Raw genomic sequence first — 17,810 nt, forward strand, 5'->3', positions numbered from 1 at the left:
CTCATGGGTGTTGCCGATTTCGCGGCACTCGGCGGCTACGCCGCGATGGTGTTCGTCTTCGAGGAGGACACCGGCGGAGCATTCTGGATGCGTGACACGCCGCTGCCGTTGCGCATCACCTTCGTGGCAGCCGACGGCTCGGTGGTGTCAGGAACCGACATGGTGCCGTGCTTGGCGCCGACACCGTCCGACGAGTGCGAGCGATACCTGGCCGCAGGGCCGTACCGGCTCGCAATCGAGCACCCGGTCGGGTCCGAATTCGACCTCGGCCTCGGTGACGCCGACCACGTCGAAGTGACCATCGAGTAGCGCCACAGCGGGTGATGTGAACATTCGGGAAGCAAACCGATTCGTTCAGTCGCCAACTACGCTTTGGGGCGGTGCCGCGCCGTGCTGCCCGGCATGCTGTCACAAGAGGAGCTGAGCCGGAACCATGCTGAGATTCGCCGAAGAAATCCTTCTCCTGCTGCTGCGAGATGACGACGGCAAGCTGATCCATGTGCCCGAAAGCACGCTTGACCGGGTGATCGCCGGCTCGGTGCTGATGGATCTGGCCATCGAGAATCGGATCGACACAGATCTCGAGAAGCTGATACTGGTCGACTCCACGCCGGTCGGCGATGGTCTGCTCGACCCCACCTTGACGCAGATCGCCGCGCAGTCCGAAGAGAATGACTCGCGCTACTGGGTGGAATTCGTGGCGGCACGCGCCGAGGGCATCCGCGAGGAGGCGTTCGCTCGTCTTGTCGAGAAAGGAATCCTCGAACGCAAGGACGACCGTCACCTGTGGGTCTTTCGCTCTCGGCGCTACCCGATGATCGACGGCAAGGCCGAGCGTGAGGTGAAGCTGCGGATCATGGGCGTGCTGTTCAGTGACGAGATTCCCAGCCCGCGAGACATCGTGATCATCGCGCTGACCGATGCCTGCGGCATCTTCGGCGAGCTGCTCTCCAAAGCCGAACTCGAGCAGGCGGCGGCGAGGATTGAGCAAGTGCGCAAACTGGACCTCATCGGCCAAGCGATGACCCAAGCGATCCGCGACATCGAGATGTGGCTGGCGAGTTCGACAGTCAGCCGCTTCATGCTGTAGCGGCCGTGGGTCCTTGGCCTATAGCCGTGGTGTGCGACCAAGAGGCTGGTGCCTGATGGGCGTTCGTGATCGCTCGCTGAACCCGCGGTCCGTCTTCGGCTTGGGGTCCCGACGTGGTCGTCCCATTCGGGGGGGGGGGGGGGGTCCTTGGGTGTCGGCGGTGGTGGCTGTGGCGGTGGTCGGGTCGGTGCTGGTGTCGGGGGGCGCGGGTGCGTTTGATGCTGGTTCGGCTGATGGGTCCGGCGGTGTGCGTTTGATGCTGGTTCGGCTGATGGGTCCGGCGGTGTGCGGTTGGCGGTGGCCAATGAGCGGTCGTCGGCTGATGTGGGTGTGGCGGTGGGCTTGGTGGCTGCGGGCGCGGCGGACGCGGTGCTTGTTGCTGAGTCGGCGGTGTCGCTGGGCGCTGGTGCGGTGTCGGTGGTTGAGGGGGCGCGGCCTGCGGGGGTGGTGCTGGTGGGCGGGGCGGCGGCGCTGGGTGCTGGTGTCGTAGCCGAGCTGGAGTCCGCGCTGGGTGTCGGCGCGGTTGTGGAGCGTGTGGCGGGCGCGACCAGGGTGGAGACGGCTGTCGAGGGGGCTCGTCGGGTGCTGGGCGCTGCTGCGGGGCGGGGTGCTCGGCTGGTGCTGGTGTCCGGCTGGTCGCCTGCTGATGTGGGCGCAGCGGCTGCGGTGGTGGCGTCGGGCGGGGCGGATGCTGTGCTGTATTCGGGCCGGGGGTCGCTGGGCGCCGCGAACGCGGTGCTGCTGCGCGAGTTGCGCCCGAGCGAGGTGGTGGTGGTCGGCGGTGCTGCGGCGGTGCCTGAGCAGGCGGCGCGCGACGCTGGGCAGGCAGCCGGGCCGCGTGCTGAGGTGAGGCGTGTGGGCGGCGCTGACCGTGCGCAGACCGCGGCGCTGGCGGCGCGGCGGTTCGCGCCTGATTGTGTCGAGGCTGCGGTGGTTGCGTCGGGGTGGTCGGCGCCCGGCAGCGGCGCGGCGGCGGCGCTGGGCAGCAGCGTTGTGCTGTATGCGTCCGCGGACGGCAGCCTCGGCGACGGCGCCCGTTCGGCGTTGCGCAGCGTCGAGCCGAAGCGGGTCGTCGTTGTCGGCAGGGGCGCGGTCGGCGACGCGGTCGTCGGCGAGCTCGACGCGCTGGGCCGCCGCCCCGAGCGCGTTGGCGGCCCCTACCAGGCAGCCCTGTACGCGTTGCGCGACACCTCCCGCACATGCAACAGCACCACAGGCTCGGACAACAGCTCAGGCGGCTCGGGACCGGGCGGCGGCACCGGCGGCTCGGGACCGGGCGGCGGCTCGGGCGGCTCGGGACCGGGCGGCGGCTCGGGCGGCGGCACCGGCTCAGGATCAGGCGGCAGCAATCCGGGCGGTCCGGATGGCGGCACTGGCGGCGGCTCGGATGGCGGCACTGGCGGCGGCTCGGATGGCGGCACTGGCGGCGGCTCGGATGGCGGTACTGGCGGCGGCTCGGATGGCGGCTCGGGCGGCGGTTCGGATTCGGGTTCGGGCGGCGGCGACTCTGCGGACGGAGGCGGGGCCGGCGATGCGGGCGGGGCCGGCCCTCGCGGCGACGCGGTCGAGCGCGAGCCGGGGACGCCGTCGGCGCCGAGAGCGCTCTCGGCGGAGGCGGGCAACACCGATCTGGTGCTGAGCTGGGGCGTGCCCGCCGACGTGGGCGCGGGGGAGGTGTCGGGCTGGGTGCTGCAGGTGCGCGCGGAGGACGGCGTGTGGACCGATGAGACGCCGGTGCGGGCGCTGGCGGCTGATGCCCGCTCGTTCACTGTGCACGGGCTCGAGAACGGCCGCGGCTACGCGGTGCGGGTCGCGGCGGCCAACGAGGCCGGCGCGGGCGCGTGGGCGCAGGTGGCCGCCGTTCCGGCGCTGCGCGCTGGCGCGGCGGGCGAGCCGCAGGGTCTGGTCGTGTCGGGCAGCGGCTCGCTGGTCGTGAGGTGGCACGCCTCGGCTGATGAGGGGGTCTCGCCGCCGGTCGCGTACCGGGTGCAGCACAAGACGTCCGAGCAGGCGTGGGCTGATGCGGCGGATCTCCGCACCGGTGCGGCGGGTTCGGCGGCGGTCTGGGCTGCTGAGCGCGGCCTGGGCCTCGCAACTCTGGGCGATGTGGACCCGTCCGTGTTCCACGACGTGCGCGTGGCGGCGGTCAACGACGCGGGCACCGGCCGCTGGGCGGAGGCGAGGGCGTTCGGCGGAGGCGACAGGCCCGGCGCGGTGCGCGATCTGGCGCTGCACCTCGGCGGCGCGGGCGACCGTGTGCATGCGGTGGTGAGCTGGCTGCCGCCGTCGTTCAGCATCGCCCCGGTCACCGGCTACCGCGTCCGCTGGTCTCCGTGCGCAGCGCCATTCTCGGAGGTCAGGGAAGCCGTCGTGGAGTCCGCCTCCCATGTCATCCCCTTGGAAGATCTGCTGGAAGTTCTCGAGTTCAACCGCCGGCAGTACTGCGTGTGGGTCTACGCGCTCAGCGCAGCAGGCGAGGGCCCGTTTGTGGTGCTGCGAGCCGCTGCTTTGGTTCCCGGCAAGCCGCAGCGCGTGGAGGCGGTCCAGGGAAGCGACGGGGTCGAGGTGTCGTGGGATGCGCCCAGCGGGAACGGCGGCGAGCGGGTGACGGGCTACACGCTCAGGTGGAAGCGCGCCGACGCCGCCGAGTTCGCGGACGGCGACAGCGCTCAGGTGGCAGTCGAGGCAGGCCGCACCGGGTATCTCCACCAGATACCGGGCACGGCGTTCGCGCAGGCAGGCGTCTACGAGATAAGCGTGCGCTCCGACGCAGGCGGCATCCTCAGCGCCGACAGCGTCGCTGAGTTCCTCGTTCTCACTGTGTTCGAGGAGTCGCCCGGAGCGCCGGTGCTGACGCCCGGCGACGGCCGGCTCACCGTCGAGTGGGCCCCTCCCGCAGCGGAGATCTTCGGGACAGGCCACTATGTGGTGCAGTGGAAGGACCCCCAGGACGAATGGGGCGACGCCCAGCAGGCCGCGGTGGACAAGCGCAGCACCGTGCACACCGTCGACGGGCTAGCGAACGGCACGCCCCGGACGGTGCGGGTGGCGGTGAGGAACGCTCTCGGCACCGGACCGTGGAGCTTCGAGCGGACCGGCACGCCGGCCGCCGCGGCGCCGGGCGAGCCCCGCGGCCTCGAGCTCGAAGGACGCCACACGCGCATGCACGTGAACTGGCAGGCGCCCTCCGCGCCCGCCCGCGACGTGGCGGGCTATCGCGTCGAGTTCCGCCGCGGCAACGAGGAGTTCCCCGCCGGAGGCGGCGCGAGCGTCGCCGCCGACAAGACCGACGTGATCATCTACGGCCCGCTGCGGACCTCGGTCAACTATCTCGTGCGGGTCACCGCGCTCGACGCCGACGGCGACAGCCTCGGCGCCACGCTGGCCGCAGCCGAGGTCGTCTCCGCGCACGACTACATCGAGGAGACCATCGTCGACCCGCGCACAGACGAGTACCCCTGGCTGCACGACGCCTGGCACCGCCGCCCCGTTCCAGTCCTGATCGAGGGTTGGGAAAGCACGACGGGCCTCTACTACTTCGACTTTGTCGGCGACGCACGCGACATACTCAGGGGCGCCTCGATACGTTTCAATATTTTCACCTACCGCAGCCTCGGCGTCGTGACCCACGAACTCGCCCACCACTACACGCTCGACACCAGCGTGCCCTACGGCGGCACAGCAAGGCTCTCCACCGCAGTGGGCTGGATGTACGTCCGCCAACGCATCAGAGGCAGCGAGAACTGCGCCGTAAGCCAAGGAGAAATCTACGCAGACCTGCTCTCCTGGGTGACGGCTGAGGGACGCGACGGGTATTTCCCCTACCTGCAGATTTGCGGTGTTGTCTCGGTGCCGCCCGGCGCCCAGGACCGCAGCGTCATCACCGCGGTTGCTCGCCAGAAAATCCCGCAGTGGTTCTTCGACACCTACAGCAGCGACGGCACGCTCGAAGGCGTCGACCTCGACCGGTTCTTCGCCGACGCGGCCCGCCAGTCCACCTTGCGCCTACTGCTCGACTCCTCCTTCGGCGGCTACTGCTCGAACAGCGAGGCATGGGCCGCTTGGCGCGCGTCATCTCACCCGGACGACGCACGCTCCGCTCCGACGTACAAGAACCCGTGGAGAGACGGCGGGTGCGAGACCCGCTGGCCCAAGGACCTCACCGCCACCGGCGCGGCCGGCGAGATCCGGCTGGCCTGGCAGCCCCCGCACTGGGCCACCACGCCCGACGTCAACGCCTACGTCGTGCAATGGAAATCCGCCGACCAGCACTACGGCACCGCACGCCAGGCAGTCGTCACCGACCAGCCCGACCGACTACGAAAACACCAACACCGACTAACCAACCCTCCACAATTTGGGGGGAAGCCCAACACACCGTCAACGACTCGACTGTGTTCGCCGACACAGCATTCGCCGACCGCGACGGTCACGACCGGATCGCCGAGACCACCGCGACCGTGCCCGCATCCTGAGCCCCACCGCATTCCGACATGGCTGCGGCACGGTACGGCAGCCGAGTTCTACAATCGCGATATGGCAGTAGACCCGATTGACCCAGCACATCTCCCGCTGCCCGAACTCGACGCTGCGTATGCCGCCATTATGAACGAGATGGTGGCGACCGGCGTTGCGCCCCACTACGCCGAGTTGGCCCAGACCTTGGGCATCGATCCCACGCATGCCAAGGCGCTGGTCACGCGGGTCATCGATCTCACTCCCGGCTGGCTGCATCCCGGCACCGACTGGATCGCGTCGTTCCCGCCGTTCAACAACCAGCCCACCCAGTACCGGGTGAGCGTCGACGGCGAACAGCGCTGGTTCGCGCAGTGCGGCTTCGAGGCATTGGCCTGCCGCTGGCTGTTCGGGGGCCGCACAGTCACCGTGGATGCGCCGTGCCTGCTGGGCGGCGAGCCGCTGCGGATCGAGATGCGCGACGAAGAGATCACCTCCGTCGACCCGCCGACGATGGTCGGCTACACCCGCAGCCCTGTCGGCGGCGACGCTGCGAACCGGCCCTACCGCTGAGCGGGCATGAACCTCTTCCGGTCGGAAGAACACGCCCGTAACTGGGAAGAGTTCGACCCTCGCATGGCCCATCTGCTGCGGCCCGTGGAATGGTGGGCCGAGACGTTCTCGTCGCCGATGTTCACCGAACGCAGCCGTCGCGAGTACATCTCGTGGGTGACCGGCCCCGAGGGAGTGGCGACGTTTGCCGAACTGCGGGAACGCCTATCGCCGCCGCGCCCCGACGTGCGGGCCACGACCGCGGCGGCGGCAGCGCTCAGCAAGGTCGACCTCAGCGTGGTCGAAGGCGCCTCGTATCAGGACCGAAGCGTCGAGCACAGCCTGCTCGGCGTGTGGCATGCCGCAGTGCCGGTCGAGATCGCCCGCGATTGGCGCAATACTGCCAGGGGGATGATCGTCGCCATTCCCGCCGACCCGCTGCCCGATGTCGACTCCCTGCACTGGACCGACACCCGACGGTCGGCGGTCCGCGACGTCCAAGCCGCCACCGGCTGGATCGCGCGGGCCGATGTGCGCGCCGGCGACAGGCGGCTGGCCGAGCGGCTGACGCAGATGGGCTGGCAGGGCGAGGTGGCTGATCAGCCCGCTTGGACGGCCATGGAGCAAGCCGCCCGGGCCATCCTCAAGTGCCAGGCGCTCGCCGAATTGACCTGAGCGGCGCAGTGGTCGAGTTGCTTGACTGCGGCTGCAAACGGCCGGCAAGCGGCGCTGTTCGGCACTAGCCAGCCAACGCCAGCACTGCGTTCAACGTTGCCTGAGCACCAGCGGTGGCATGTTCGGGCAGGATCGACTCGGCCTCGTTGTGGGACAGCCCGTCTGCGCAGGGGATGAACAGCATCCCCGTCGGCGCGACCTGCGAGACGTAGCACGCGTCGTGACCGGCACCCGAAGTGATGTCCATCGGCTCGAAGCCCGCAGCGGCGGCGCCGGCGCGCACTGCCTCGACGACGGTCGGGTCGAAGACGATCGGCGGCGAGTACCAGATCGGCGAGACCTGCGGGCGGGGGACCGACCGGCTGGGCTGATCGACGCCGCTCGATGCGGCGCTGTGCTGGTTGGCGTCGCTCGATGCGGCGCTGTGCTGGTTGGCGTCGCTCGATGCGGCGCTGTGCTGGTTGGCGTCGCTCGATGCGGCGCTGTGCTGGTTGGCGTCGCTCGATGCGGCGCTGTGCTGGTTGGCGTCGCTCGATGCGGCGCTGTGCTGGTTGGCGTCGCTCGATGCGGCGCTGTGCTGGTTGGCGTCGCTCGATGCGGCGCTGTGCTGGTTGGCGTCGCTCGATGCGGCGCTGTGCTGGTTGGCGTCGCTCGATGCGGCGCTGTGCTGGTTGGCGTCGCTCGATGCGGCGCTGTGCTGGTTGGCGTCGCTCGATGCGGCGCTGTGCTGTTGCCCGAATGCAGGACCCTCGGCTAATGCCAGCAGTTCGTCATGCATGGCTTCCAGCTCGGTGGCATCGGGATGGCGCAGGTCCACGGTCAGCGTGACCGAGCCCGCAACGGTGTTGCGCGAGCCGGTGCCGACGGTCAACGTGCCCACCGTGGCCCGCCCCTCGGGAGCGCGCCGGGCCGCGATCTCGTCGGCCTCGCACACCAGCCGGGCGGCCGCCACCATCGCATCGGATCGGTGCTCCATCGGGGTGCTGCCCGCGTGCGCCGATTGGCCCTCGATCGTCACGTCGTACCAGCGGATGCCCTGCACGCCGGTCACCGCACCGAGCGTGACACCCGCGGCTTCCAGGATCGGCCCCTGCTCGATGTGCGGCTCGATGTAGTACCCGATCGGCCGGCGGCCAGCACCGTCCGGCTGGCCACACGGCTCATTGCCGGCGTAGCCGATGCGCGCCAGCTCGGCACCCAGCGTGGTGCCGTCCACTCCAGGAGCTGCGAGACCCTCTTCCAGGCTGAACGCGCCCGCATAGACGCCAGAGCCGATCATCGCCGGCGGGAAGCGCGCCCCCTCCTCATTCGTCCACGACACGACCTCGATCGGCGCCGCGGTGCTGACATCGTGGTCGGCCAGTACGCGCAGGATCTCGAGACCCACCATGACGCCGTACGCGCCGTCGTAGCGACCGCCGGTGGGCTGGCTGTCGAGGTGGCTCCCGATGACCACGGGCAGGCGGTCGGGGTCGGTGCCCTCGCGGCGGGCGAACAGATTGCCCATCTGGTCGACATGGGTCGAGCAACCCAGCTCGAGCACCCATGCCACGAACCGGTCACGGCCGGCGTGATCGTCATCGGTGAGGGCGACGCGGGCGACCCCGCCGGAGGGCGTGGCGCCGATCTCTGCCAGCTCGCCGAGCGTTCGCCACAGACGCTCGCCGTCAACGTCGTAGGTGTGGCGACTCACAGATTCAGATTCACTTCTTGAATCAACTGATCGTCTCCCATGCTGCAGTCCCGAAGGCTGGTCATAGAACTACGCGTGCATCCTTCCACGCTTGCCTCGCGGGAATGCTGACCGCACGAGCAACAGCCGGATCAGACACATTGCCACCACGAGTCAACCCGATAACGTCCTTTGCTGGCGGCAGCTGGAAGACGGCGTTTTGCGACCGCAGTATGAGTTGTCTGTCATGTAGGTTCACGCCTCTGCCGCGATCGTAGATCCGCCAGCGAAGGCGAGACTTGACGGCATCGGTGATGCCTCCGTGTTGAAGGCCGTTTCGAATATCGCCTGGACTGACTAAGTGGTTGGGCGGGATCCAGTCGCGAGACAGAATATCAATGCGACTGTCGCTTCCGAGAATATCTGTTACAGACTGAAGGAACTCAACAAGGTACTGCCACTCTGGATCGGCGAGCTGAGAAAGAAAATTGTCAACCCAAAGCGGGTTGAGATCACTCCCACAGCGGGCACAGAATCGCCTCGCTGCTGTCCGTGTGTCACCATAAGGCCAGGGCTGGCGCATCAGCAGAGGCAATATCTCTTGCGGATCGACTGACTCCAAGACTTGGCAATGAAGTGAATCAGCAGAGTGACGCGGCAGAACAAGTGGAGCCAAGACCGGGTCCGCTTCTTGTGGCTTCCACGTAGCGGGATTGGCCCGCCCGACGATGTCAGCTAAGCGTGACTGATGCATTTCGTCTAGCTGGCCTATCCATCTAGGCAGCCAGCGCAGAGCTGCCGAGCGCACATTACCGCGACGTTCGTCGGGTGTGCTGCCTCCAACGCTGAGCAAATGAGAGTTGCCGCCCGTTAGGCTCAGTAGGACACTTGCGTCGCGACATCCAAAGCGAGAGGCATCCTGCTGCGTGCCGATTTCAGTTTCAGGCACCATTGGGTAAGCACGATCTAGCAGTCCGGAACCATCTGAGACAATCGCCTGCCTATCGCGAGGGTAAGTCGCCACGACACATCGGAGGGCATGTTTGTCGGAACCATGCTGCAAAGCGGTGCGCGCGAATAGCAATGAATCAAGCCATCGATTCTGTGTTGAAACAATCTCGCCGTAGTCGTCAACAATCAGCACCGGAATCTTGTCCGTCGCCAGGAGCACGTCAAGTTGCTGTGCTAAGTCACGCTTCTCGCGCGGAACACTTGCCGGAGTCCAATGTAGAATCTGCCAATCGGATTCTTCTAGCTCTTTCGCAATCAAGCTCAGAGCGCGAGATCTGCCGCTGCCAGCCAATCCTGTTACATTTATTGACGTTCCGCCGATCAAATGGTCGACGCATCTATCAACCCATTCCACGACAAAGTTCACGTCGAAGAGCGCGTTGGCGTAGATTTCCTTTAGGGCCGCAGATGCCAAAGTCTATTGCGTGCGTCACATGGTTGGGTTCGGCCGGTTGACCATCAGTTGCAGCCTTCATAATGGCAGCAGCTTCATCTGGATACCATTGCTCAAAGTTACGAAAAGTCTGTCGAGTGGCATGTGTTGGTGAATTCTCAGCTGTGGAGCCGTAGACAGCTTCCAAGTCTTGAATGCTGACATGATGTGGTACATCGGCTTCAGGATCGGCCTGAACATTCTCGACGACTCGTGCACATGCTTGGCGGGTAAGGTGCGGGTGACCCCCGTACTCTTCGAGCAGGCTGTCAAATACTCGATGGTCGTCGAATTTGAGTCCACTACGTTTGCCTAGAACGCGAACCATCTCTCTCATTTCGTCACGCGGCATCGAGCCCAAGGGCCGCGACGATGCGAATCCGAAGAGTTGGTTGTCGCGCCCAAAGCGAATGGATTTTTCGAATATAGACGCTGCAGTGCCCGCGGCCAGTAACGAAAGTTTGTTGTCACTGCGATCCGAGCGTTTCTGTATAAGGCCTCGAAGGTGCTGAATCACCAAGTTCATCTGCTGGCGATCGCCAAACTCCGACTCATCGTCTGCCGCGATTTCCTCATTTGCATGGTCAGTCTCGTCGAGCACGATGACCAAATCGGAGTTGATTTGGTGCAGGAGCGCCTCCATCTCATACATCCATCGTTTGGCGGCAGTGCCGTCATAGGTCAAATTGAAACTCTTGTCAAGCATACCAGAATTCTCTGGTACTGTGCCGCCCTTGTTGCGCAGCACCATGGCGGTCTCACCTACAAGAGCTTGTCGGAGGTCGTCGGCATCGACAACGCCATTGAGTTGGACGTAGATTGACTCTGTGCCCTTTCGCTCAAGTTGCTGTCGAACCTGATGGATGAGCGACGTCTTGCCCGCTCGCCGCAACCCGAAGATGCCGACACTTTGCCCGACTGAAGCGAGGTGGGTTAGAGCCTCAACATCTTGAACACGTCCAAAAAAGTCTGCCGCGTGGTGAATCTCGTTGCTATTGTCGAAATGATTCATTGAGCGCATGGACTGCGCTATTTCAGACCTCAGGTTTGTGGCGGTAAATTTGCCGTCTCGAAGGTCGTTCGTGTAGATGGTGAGAATCGGATAAGAGAAGCGCGTGCGGTCTTTTGTAAACTGCTCGGCGTTTCGATCAGCGGCGACTAAGATCGCGAAGTCCTTGTCGGCTGAAGCGCTCTCCCTAAGCTCTTTCGAGGTATCAAGTTGTCGAAGCACGCGAGGCTGCAGTGATGACTCGTAGGTGGCGATCAATACGGGAATCTCGTTGCTTATCCCGAATTGCCGTCTAATGGCGTCGGATGGCGCGACACGGAGTGCGCTCAGGTGATAATCGTTCCAAGTGTTCGCCCAACATATGGTGGACTCATCGCGTTCGAGGAAGGAGAAGAGCTTGGATGCAAAGTCCGGGTATCGTCGTTCGATGCCGAGCTTTGACTCCTGAAGCTTGGCTTGTCGGTGAGTGATGGCCATGCCGACCGCCTGATCGCATAGATGGGGGCGCAAGTTGCCGATGACTCAGCGTATCGTCGCGCTCCCCGCGCGCGAACTCGGTGCTCAGTTCAGCGGACGAGCGGACGGCGGGATCGGGCGCGGCAGTGCAGTGTGGCCCATGAGGGCTTCGTCCACCGCGGCGGCGCATGCTCGGCCCTCGGCGATGGCCCACACGATCAGGCTCTGGCCGCGGCCCATGTCGCCGCATACCCACACGCCGTCGACGCTCGTGCGGTAGTCCTCATCGCGCGCGACGTTGGAGCGGGCGTCGGTCTCGGTGCCGAGCTGTGCCAGCAAGCCCTCCTGCTGGGGACCGGTGAAGCCCATGGCCAGCAGCACCAGCTCGCATTCGAGTTCGAAGTCGGTGCCGTCCGCCTTGGTGAAGCGGCCGTCGCTGAACTCCACCTCGTGCGCAGCCAGCGCCCTCACCGAGCCGTACGCATCTCCAAGGAATCTCTCGGTGTTCACCGAGTACATGCGGTCGCCGCCCTCCTCGTGAGCCGAGGAGACGCGGTAGACCATCGGATACGTCGGCCACGGATTGGAGGCGGCCCGTTCGTCCGGGGGCCGCGGCATGATCTCGAACTGGTGCACCGAGACGGCGCCCTGGCGGTGCGCGGTTCCCAGGCAGTCGGCGCCAGTGTCGCCGCCGCCGATGATCACGACCCGCTTGTCCTTGGCGCTGATCGGCACCTCTTCAGGGTCCAGATCTCCCTCTTGGGCCTTGTTGGCCCACGGCAGGTACTCCATCGCCTGGCAGATGCCCTGCAGCTCGCGACCCGGGATCGGCAGGTCACGCCATTGGGTCGCGCCGCCTGCCAGCACCAGCGCATCGAAGTCGGACTGCAGGTCGGCCACTGGGATGTCGACGCCCACCTCGACGTCGGTGCGGAACTTCGTGCCCTCGGCGCTCATCTGATCCAGCCGCCGCTCGATGTGCCGTTTCTCCATCTTGAACTCGGGGATGCCGTAGCGCAGCAGCCCGCCGAGGCGATCTGCCTTCTCGAACACCGTCACGTCGTGGCCGGCGCGAGTCAGCTGCTGCGCCGCGGCAAGCCCGGCAGGGCCGGAGCCCACGACGGCCACGCTGCGACCCGTGTGAGTCGCCGGCAACTCCGGCTGCACCCAGCCCATCTCGAAGGCCTTGTCGATGATGGCTACTTCGACCTGCTTGATCGTGACCGGGTCGGCGTTGATGCCCAGCACGCAGGCGCTTTCGCACGGTGCGGGGCAGAGCCGACCAGTGAACTCGGGGAAATTGTTGGTGGCGTGCAGACGCTCTATGGCATCGCGCCAGCGGTCCCGGTACACGAGGTCGTTCCAGTCCGGGATGATGTTGCCGAGCGGGCAGCCCGAGTTGCAGAACGGCACGCCGCAGTCCATGCACCTGCTGGCCTGAACGCGCAGTTCGGGGTCCCCGAAGGGCTCGTAGACCTCGCGCCAGTCGCGCAACCGCACGGGCACAGGACGCCGCGTCGGCAGCCCGCGGTCATGCCGCATGAATCCCCGGATGTCACCCATACCCAGCCCCTGAATCACCCATGCGCAGCCGCTGTGCTGGTTTGCTGGCGGCTGCGCGGCGACAGTGAATGCGGTGCCTAGTGGTGTGTCGCGGTTTTCTTGCGGGCAGGTCGCGGCCCGCTGACCTGCGGAAACAGGCTTCGGCAGGCCCTGCGCAAACTGCCGACGCACCACTAGCCATGCGCAGCCGCCATGACCGCTTCGTCGAGGTCGTGGCCTTCTTCGGCGGCCACCGCCCGGGCCTCGAGCACCCTCTTGAAGTCCTTGGGCATCACCTTGCGGAAACAGCGCACCTCGCTGTGCCAGCGTCGCAGGATGCGCTCGGCTGGCACCGAGTCGGTCTCGGCGAGGTGCTGGCGCAGCAGCGAACGCACGAATTCGGCATCGGCGTCGTCGAGCTGCGGCTCGAGGTCGACCATCTCGGTGTTGAGGTGACGCCAGAACACATCGTCAGGGTCGTAGACGTACGCCGCGCCGCCTGACATGCCGGCGCCGAAGTTGCGCCCCACGCCGCCGAGCACCACGACGGTGCCGCCGGTCATGTACTCGCACGCGTGATCGCCTACCCCCTCGACCACGGCGACCGCGCCCGAGTTGCGCACGCAGAACCGCTCGCCGACCGTCCCGCGGATGTATGCCTCGCCGCTGGTGGCCCCGTACAGGATCACGTTGCCGGCGATGATGTTGTCCTCCGCGACGAAGTCAGGGTGTGACTCGCGCGGCGGCCGCACCACTAGGCGTCCTCCCGAGAGTCCCTTGCCGAGATAGTCGTTGGCGTCTCCGTAGAGCCTCATCGTCAGCCCATGTGGCGCGAACGCGCCGAAGCTCTGCCCAGCGGATCCGTTGAACGTCAGGTCGATGGTGTCGTCAGCCAGGCCGTCGCCGCCGTGCGCTGCGGTGATGCGATGGCCGAGCATCGTGCCCACCGTGCGGTTCACATTGTTGATCGGCAACTCCGCTCGCACCAGCTCACGGCGCTCGAGAGCGGGTGCTGCCAACTCCATGAGCTGTACATCGAGCGCTCGGTCCAGCCCGTGGTCCTGGCTCTGGGTGCAGTAGCGATCCTGCGGCCAGGGCGTCTCGGGTTCGGCCAGGATCGGCGACAGGTCCAGGCCGTGCGCCTTCCAGTGGGCCACCGCTGCGGTGATGTCCAGCCGGTCCACCCGACCGATGGCCTCCCGCAGCGAGCGGAACCCCAGCATGGCCAGGTACTCGCGCGCTTCCTGCGCGATGTACTCGAAGAAGTTGACGACGAACTCGGGCCGTCCCCCGAAGCGCTTGCGCAGCTCGCGATTCTGTGTCGCGACACCCACCGGGCAGGTGTCGAGGTGGCAGACCCGCATCATGATGCAGCCCGACACCACCAGCGGCGCTGTGGCGAAGCCATATTCCTCGGCTCCCAAAAGTGCCGCGACGATCACGTCCCGACCGGTCTTGAGCTGCCCGTCGGTCTGCACGACGATCCGGTCGCGCAACCCGTTCAACAGCAGCGTCTGCTGGGTCTCGGCCAAACCCAGCTCCCAGGGAGCGCCCGCATGCTTCAGTGACGTCAGGGGTGACGCTCCCGTGCCGCCGTCGTGCCCGGAGATCAGCACCACGTCCGCCTTTGCCTTCGATACGCCGGCCGCCACGGTGCCCACACCCACCTCGGCGACCAGCTTCACGTGGACCCGAGCGGAAGGGTTGGAGTTCTTCAGGTCGTGGATCAGCTGCTTGAGATCCTCGATGGAGTAGATGTCGTGATGCGGCGGCGGGCTGATCAGGCCTACGCCTGGCGTGGAATGGCGCGTCTTCGCGATCCACGGCCACACCTTGGGCCCAGGCAGTTGCCCGCCCTCTCCGGGCTTCGCTCCCTGGGCCATCTTGATCTGCAGGTCGTCGGCGTTGGCGAGGTACTCCGAGGTGACGCCGAACCGTCCCGAAGCCACCTGCTTGATGGCTGAGCGTCGCAAGTCGCCGTTGGGATCTGCCACGTAGCGCTCGGGGTCCTCGCCTCCCTCGCCGGTGTTGGACTTCCCGCCGATGCGATTCATCGCGATGGCCAGCGTCTCGTGCGCTTCCGCCGAGATCGAGCCATAGCTCATTGCTCCGGTCGAGAATCGCTTCACGATCTCCGACACTGGCTCGACCTCGTCGATCGGGATCGGACCTCGGGGTGCCGGCTTGAGCTCGAACAGGCCTCGCAATGTGGCCAGCTCGTTGGACTGATCGTCCACGAGCTGCGTGTATTCCTTGAACACTTCGTAGCGACCGGCTCTGGTGGAGTGCTGGAGCTTGTAGACCGTCTCGGGATTGAACAGGTGGTACTCGCCCTCGCGCCGCCATTGGTACTCGCCTCCGGCCCACAGGTCGCGATGCGCCGCCTCGGCGGGATTGTCGAGATAGGCGAAGCGGTGACGCTCGGCCACCTCGGCCGCGAGCACGTCAAGACCGACGCCGCCCAGCTTGGAGGTAGTGCCGCTGAAGCAGCGATCGATGAGGTCGGGCCCCAGCCCCACGGCTTCGAAGACCTGCGCCCCGGTGTAGCTGGCCACCGTCGAGATGCCCATCTTGGACATCACCTTCAGCACGCCCTTGGTGCATGCCTTGATGTAGTTGCGCTTCGCGGCGCGCTCGTCGACTTCGGTGATGACGCCGTGGCGCACCATGTCGTCGATCGACTCGAACGCTAGGTACGGGTTCACCGCGCTGGCGCCGTAGCCGAGCAGCAGGGCCATGTGATGGACCTCGCGGGCGTCGCCGCACTCGGTGACCAGACCCACCATGGTGCGGGTCTTGTTGCGCACGAGGTGGTGGTGCACGGCACCGGTCAGCAGCAGCGACGGGATCGGCGCTTTGTGCTCGTCGCTGTAGCGATCGGAGAGCACGATGATGCGGGCGCCGTCCGCGATGGCGTTGTCCACCTGGGCACAGACGTCGTCGAGGGCGCGCTCGAGGCCAGCGCCGCCCTCGGCCACGGGGTACAACCCGTCCACCGCGAACGGACGGAACTGGCGCGAGTCCCCGCTGTCCTCGTCGATATAGAGGATCTTGGCCAGATCCTCGTTCGACAGGATCGGGTACGGCAGCACGATCTGGCGACATGAGGCGGGACCAGGCTGCAGCAGGTTCCCCTCTGGGCCGATCTTGGCCTTCGTGGAGGTGACAAGCTCCTCGCGGATGGCGTCCAGCGGCGGGTTGGTCACCTGCGCGAACAGCTGGCTGAAGTAGTCGAAGAGCAGCCGCGGCCGCTTGGACAGCACCGCGATCGGCGTGTCGGTGCCCATTGACCCGATCGGCTCGATGCCGGTGCGGGCCATCGGCGCCACCAGGATCCGCAGTTCTTCGGTGGTGTAGCCGAACGTGCGTTGGCGCAGGGTCACCGATGAGTGCTGCGGAGTCAGGCTGAAACGCGGCGGCAGGTCCTCGAGGTGCGCCAGCCCGTCCGCCAGCCAGTCCCCGTAGGGCTCGGCTGACACCAGGCTGCGCTTGATCTCTTCGTCGCCCACGATCCTGCCCTGCGAGGTGTCCACCAGGAACATGCGTCCTGGCTGCAGCCGGCCCTTGCGGACGATCCGACTCTGTTCGATGTCGGCGACGCCCACCTCCGATGCCATCACCACCAGACCGTCCTCGGTCACCCAGTAACGCGACGGACGCAGCCCATTGCGGTCGAGTACGGCGCCGACGACCGTGCCGTCGGTGAACGCGATGCTGGCCGGGCCGTCCCACGGCTCCATCAACGAGGCGTGGAACTCGTAGAAGTCGTGGCGGTCCTGAGGCATGCGTGCGTGGTTCTCCCAGGCCTCGGGGATCATCATCAGCACGGCGTGCGGCAGGCTCCTGCCGCCGAGATGCAGCAGCTCGAGCACTTCGTCGAAGCTGGCGGTGTCGGACGCCCCGGGCGTGCAGACGGGGTAGGTGCGCTCCAACCGGTTGTGCCCATCAGCGTCAGTGAAGAGCGGACTCGACAGGGTGCCCTCGCGGGCTCGCATCCAATTCCTATTGCCCATCACGGTGTTGATCTCGCCGTTGTGAGCGAGCATCCGGTACGGGTGGGCGAGAGGCCACGACGGGAAGGTGTTGGTGCTGAAGCGGGAGTGCAGCAGCGCGAGCGCTGACTCCATGCGGGGATCCGTCAAGTCGGGATAGAAGTCCGCGAACTGGCTGCAGGTCAGCATCCCCTTGTAGATCAGCGTGCGGCACGACAAGGAGGGGAAGTACGGAGCCGGGTCGATCTCGTGCTCAGTGCGCTTGCGTGCCACATAGACTCGGCGCTCGAGTTCGAGGCCGGTGCAGGCCTCGTGGGCAGGTGCAGCCACGACCAGCATCCGGAAGACCGGCATCGGATCGGTGGCGAAGCGGCCCAGCGACGTCGGATCCGTCGGAACATCGCGCCAGCCGACCACTTCGAGTCCCTCCGAGACCATGATCTCGGCGATGGCCGCAGATGCTCTCTCAGGATCAGCGCGCGGCAGGAATGCCGCGCCGACCGCATAGCTGCCCGCCGGCGGGAGCTCGAAGTCGCACACCGCCCGCAGGAACCGGTCGGGCACTTGGACCGTGATGCCGATGCCGTCGCCGACGTTGGCCTCCGCGCCGGTCGCGCTGCGGTGGTCAAGATTGACGAGGCACTGCAGCGCCTGGTCCACCACAGCACGGCTCGGTACACCGGACATGTCGGCAACGAAGCCGACGCCGCACGAGTCGTGCTCGAACGCCGGGTCATACAGCCCCTGCGCTGCAGGCGGTGACGCAAGAGCATCCTTGCGTACGACCGGCAGCGCATCGGCGACTCCGGCATCTCCGGCGGCACGACGCGCTGTTCGAGCTGTCGCGCTGTCAGTTGTCGCAGCGTCAGGTATTCGCATGGGCGACGTCCCAGTGAGTGAACCGAATTGGCGTGCGGCCACCG

The 17,810-nt window shown here is 66.5% G+C and carries 9 protein-coding genes; 4 read left to right on the top strand and 5 right to left on the bottom strand.

Translation table 11 applies throughout. The features are described from left to right. Positions 1 to 3: 3 nt before the first annotated feature. The 4 genes from ACOGXQ_RS19995 (at position 4) to ACOGXQ_RS20010 (ending at position 6,772) form a co-directional block, all read left to right on the top strand. Positions 4 to 309: a DUF192 domain-containing protein gene (locus tag ACOGXQ_RS19995; RefSeq protein WP_419945356.1), complete on the top strand. Its 306-nt coding sequence runs from the start codon at positions 4 to 6 to the stop codon at positions 307 to 309. Between the two features lie 124 nt (positions 310 to 433). Continuing rightward, positions 434 to 1,090 carry a GOLPH3/VPS74 family protein gene (locus tag ACOGXQ_RS20000; protein ID WP_419945357.1) on the top strand — a complete coding sequence of 219 codons (657 nt, stop codon included), beginning with the start codon at positions 434 to 436 and terminating at the stop codon, positions 1,088 to 1,090. A 285-nt stretch (positions 1,091 to 1,375) separates the two neighbouring features. Further along, a complete protein-coding gene (locus tag ACOGXQ_RS20005) occupies positions 1,376 to 6,118 on the top strand; it encodes a fibronectin type III domain-containing protein (protein WP_419945358.1) in 4,743 nt (1,580 codons plus the stop codon). A gap of 6 nt (positions 6,119 to 6,124) precedes the next feature. After that, positions 6,125 to 6,772 carry a hypothetical protein gene (locus ACOGXQ_RS20010; protein WP_419945359.1) on the top strand — a complete coding sequence of 216 codons (648 nt, stop codon included), beginning with the start codon at positions 6,125 to 6,127 and terminating at the stop codon, positions 6,770 to 6,772. A gap of 64 nt (positions 6,773 to 6,836) precedes the next feature. On the opposite strand, the gene ACOGXQ_RS20015 is transcribed toward ACOGXQ_RS20010, so the two are convergent. The 5 genes from ACOGXQ_RS20015 to gltB all read right to left on the bottom strand — a co-directional run bounded on the left by ACOGXQ_RS20015 (position 6,837) and on the right by gltB (position 17,766). Continuing rightward, a complete protein-coding gene (locus ACOGXQ_RS20015) occupies positions 6,837 to 8,465 on the bottom strand; it encodes a hydantoinase/carbamoylase family amidase (protein ID WP_419945360.1) in 1,629 nt (542 codons plus the stop codon). Between the two features lie 61 nt (positions 8,466 to 8,526). After that, a complete protein-coding gene (locus ACOGXQ_RS20020) occupies positions 8,527 to 9,822 on the bottom strand; it encodes a hypothetical protein (protein WP_419945361.1) in 1,296 nt (431 codons plus the stop codon). Next, entirely contained in the window at positions 9,797 to 11,374 is a 1,578-nt protein-coding gene (locus tag ACOGXQ_RS20025; RefSeq protein WP_419945362.1) for an AAA family ATPase, read from the bottom strand. Before ACOGXQ_RS20025 ends, ACOGXQ_RS20020 begins: the two co-directional genes overlap by 26 nt. 84 nt (positions 11,375 to 11,458) lie before the next feature. After that, the gene (locus ACOGXQ_RS20030; protein ID WP_419945363.1) at positions 11,459 to 12,916 is read right to left on the bottom strand and encodes a glutamate synthase subunit beta; all 1,458 of its coding nucleotides are present in this window, start codon (positions 12,914 to 12,916) and stop codon (positions 11,459 to 11,461) included. Between the two features lie 173 nt (positions 12,917 to 13,089). Beyond that, complete coding sequence (gene gltB, locus ACOGXQ_RS20035; protein WP_419945364.1) at positions 13,090 to 17,766, bottom strand: glutamate synthase large subunit; 4,677 nt, start codon at positions 17,764 to 17,766, stop codon at positions 13,090 to 13,092. Positions 17,767 to 17,810 lie beyond the last annotated feature (44 nt).

Source organism: Candidatus Poriferisodalis sp., from assembly GCF_965208485.1.
Lineage (GTDB): Bacteria > Actinomycetota > Acidimicrobiia > Acidimicrobiales > Poriferisodalaceae > Poriferisodalis.

Coding starts and splice junctions, on each gene's coding strand:
- ACOGXQ_RS20025 (WP_419945362.1), bottom strand. CDS start 11,374: ATGGCCATCACTCACCGACAAGCCAAGCTTCAGGAGTCAAAGCTCGGC.
- ACOGXQ_RS20000 (WP_419945357.1), top strand. CDS start 434: ATGCTGAGATTCGCCGAAGAAATCCTTCTCCTGCTGCTGCGAGATGAC.
- ACOGXQ_RS20010 (WP_419945359.1), top strand. CDS start 6,125: ATGAACCTCTTCCGGTCGGAAGAACACGCCCGTAACTGGGAAGAGTTC.
- ACOGXQ_RS20030 (WP_419945363.1), bottom strand. CDS start 12,916: ATGGGTGACATCCGGGGATTCATGCGGCATGACCGCGGGCTGCCGACG.
- ACOGXQ_RS19995 (WP_419945356.1), top strand. CDS start 4: ATGGGTGTTGCCGATTTCGCGGCACTCGGCGGCTACGCCGCGATGGTG.
- gltB (WP_419945364.1), bottom strand. CDS start 17,766: ATGCGAATACCTGACGCTGCGACAACTGACAGCGCGACAGCTCGAACA.